This window comes from Sulfolobus sp. B1 (assembly GCF_007050195.1).
GTDB lineage: Archaea > Thermoproteota > Thermoprotei_A > Sulfolobales > Sulfolobaceae > Saccharolobus.
Genome location: NZ_QIMI01000186.1, coordinates 1 through 2279 on the forward strand (window position 1 = coordinate 1; position 2279 = coordinate 2279).

Annotated in this window: 5 protein-coding genes and 1 pseudogene; 2 read left to right on the forward strand and 4 right to left on the reverse strand. The window is 31.6% G+C overall.

Features of this window, described 5'->3' with window-relative positions; all coding sequences use genetic code 11:
• A partial coding sequence (locus DMP16_RS09200) for a helix-turn-helix domain-containing protein (RefSeq protein WP_143577138.1) occupies positions 1-339 on the reverse strand: 339 nt, incomplete at its 3' end.
• 249 nt (positions 340-588) lie between these two features.
• Here DMP16_RS09200 and DMP16_RS09205 point away from each other — a divergent pair.
• Together DMP16_RS09205 and DMP16_RS09210 are read left to right on the forward strand one after the other, a co-directional pair.
• Positions 589-753, forward strand: coding sequence for an AbrB/MazE/SpoVT family DNA-binding domain-containing protein (locus DMP16_RS09205; protein WP_069284622.1), 165 nt, complete (start codon positions 589-591; stop codon positions 751-753).
• A 32-nt stretch (positions 754-785) separates the two neighbouring features.
• Positions 786-1532 (forward strand): TatD family hydrolase, encoded by a 747-nt coding sequence (locus tag DMP16_RS09210; protein ID WP_069284621.1) that lies wholly within the window; start codon positions 786-788, stop codon positions 1530-1532.
• Here DMP16_RS09210 and DMP16_RS09215 read toward each other — a convergent pair.
• From DMP16_RS09215 to DMP16_RS09225, 3 genes and pseudogenes are all read right to left on the reverse strand, one after another.
• Positions 1494-1697 carry a hypothetical protein gene (locus DMP16_RS09215; RefSeq protein WP_069282631.1) on the reverse strand — a complete coding sequence of 68 codons (204 nt, stop codon included), beginning with the start codon at positions 1695-1697 and terminating at the stop codon, positions 1494-1496. The two genes, DMP16_RS09210 and DMP16_RS09215, sit on opposite strands and share 39 nt — an antisense overlap.
• 106 nt (positions 1698-1803) lie before the next feature.
• Complete coding sequence (locus DMP16_RS09220) at positions 1804-1986, reverse strand: hypothetical protein (protein ID WP_069284620.1); 183 nt, start codon at positions 1984-1986, stop codon at positions 1804-1806.
• A gap of 5 nt (positions 1987-1991) precedes the next feature.
• Positions 1992-2279: pseudogene (locus DMP16_RS09225) on the reverse strand (oxidase); the annotation flags it as partial.

The following is a 2279-nucleotide window of genomic DNA, read 5'->3' on the forward strand; positions in this document are numbered from 1 at the left end:
ATCCTTTATATCGCCTAGCATCTTAGATTTTAGTTCCGCGTAATCTCTTGCTTTATATAAATACCTTGGTCTTCCTGCTTTATTACCTGGCTCTTTAATTCTCATAACTAAACCCATCTCCAATAATTTGTTTAGACTTCTATTAATTGAAGCCTTAGACAACTTAAGATCACTTTCTAACTCTTCTGTACCTCTGGCATCACCCTTCATTAACGCCAATAACACCGTAACATCTGTTTCTGACAATCCATAGCAGAATGACAGAATATCTACTAAACCGGCATCCTTTCCAGATGGTAACTTTATTCTTGTACCTTCACTTAATTGTGTTTCAGACATTTATCTCACTAATAAAGAATCTAAATCCTCTCATATAAAAATTTTTTCCACCCACAGTAAGGAAAGTATTGAATCTTTAAACTTCATCTGCATGTTTTATACAAAATAATTTAGCCTAAAGTATTACTAACACTCTTTAGATATAAAAGCTTACTACATCATTCTCACTTATATCCTACTAACTATTAATTACAGATAGTGAGAAAGATTTAAATATTAGAATAGTAAAAGTGTCATTTGGTGAATATATTGGCAGTAGAAGAAATAGTAAAAGTGTCCAGAAACTATCAAGTCACAATACCCGCAAAGGTTAGACAAAAATTCCAAATAAAGGAAGGAGACTTAGTTAAAGTATTGTATGATGAAAACGAAGGAGTAGTTAAAATACAGCTATTAAAGGAACCTTGGAAGTAGTTTTTTATTTATCTTACAAGTTTTTTTATTTAATGCTAATTGATTCTCACGCCCATATAGATGTTAGTGAATTTGACCAAGATAGAAACGAAATAGTTAATGAATGTGAAATAATCATTGTTAATGCTGGAGTAGATTTTCAAAGTAACGTAAAGACATTGGAGTTATCTAAAATGTATAAAAATGTAGTCCCAGCAATAGGTTTTCATCCCGAATTCATAAAAGAAAAATACCATGAAGTAGATAAGTGCTTAGAATTAACTGATCATGGTGAAATAATTAGTGAAGTAGGTTTGGATTATTTCTGGATAAAGGAGAACGAATACAAGAGAAAGCAAGTAGAAGTATTACAAAAATTTTTGGAAAAAGCAGAAAAACAATCGAAACCTGTAATCATTCATATACGAGGAGGAATGAACGATTTCTTGAACATAATTAGTTCATATAAAGTTAAATTTGTAGTACATGCTTACGAGGGTAATACTAAAACAGCTAATCAAATAATAGAACTAGGAGGCATGATATCTTTCCCACCAATAATCAAAAGAGACAAATATAGGCAAAGAGTTGCTCAAGAGATACCACTAGATTATATACTAACAGAGACAGATTCACCATTTATGTCTGCTGAGAAAATGGTTAGAAACAAGCCTTGCAACGTTAAAATAGTAATAGAAGAGTTAAGCAAACTGAAAAATCTAAGTGAAGATGAAGTTAAAGAAAAAGTTGTTAATAATTTCTCATCTCTCCTCAGAGGGAGAAGAATAACAACAAGCTAATAAGAACATTGAAAGTATTAAACCAATAGTAGGAATATAATATCTTGGCTCAGGAGCTAGCCAAGCTAACATTGAAGACTGAAATATAGCGAACGACATCATTATAACTGAGAGTATAAGAATTACCAATCCGCTCATGAACATTGGTATACTTTGAATCTTCATTCCCTAATCCCTATATTTAATTAAGTAATTTAGGTTAAAAAGCTTAACTGAATTAGAGAAAAATCAAAAATAATTAAAAAAAGGAAAATAGCTTAATACTTATTTCTCACTCCTTTGGAGCAAAGTATACAAATAAGAAAAACGCTATAAATCCAATGAAGGCTGTTATCATAAAAACTAAAGTATAGCTGGTAGCGGCTTTATGAAAAGTCTCCATAGCTATTTCCCATACCAGTAACATTATAGCTAGTATGTAACCTATACCCAACAACTTGAAGAAACTAACCATTTTTATCACCCCTCAACTAATATAGCTCCCCATAATCCCATAACATAACCATATTGCTCACCCGTCAGATCATTTGACATATTCATGAAGTTATAATTATAAAATACCGGAGTTATTAGACCATATAAATAGGCTGGTGCTTCTGCTTTTACAGTAAAAGTTACAGTAGTATTGTACTGTATAGGAACTTGTTTAACAAGAGTAATACTACCATTCCACCATACGGCATAAACTCCTATATCTACATTAGTTACTGGATAAGGCTGTCCACTCGCAGAATAGTTATAAAGGAA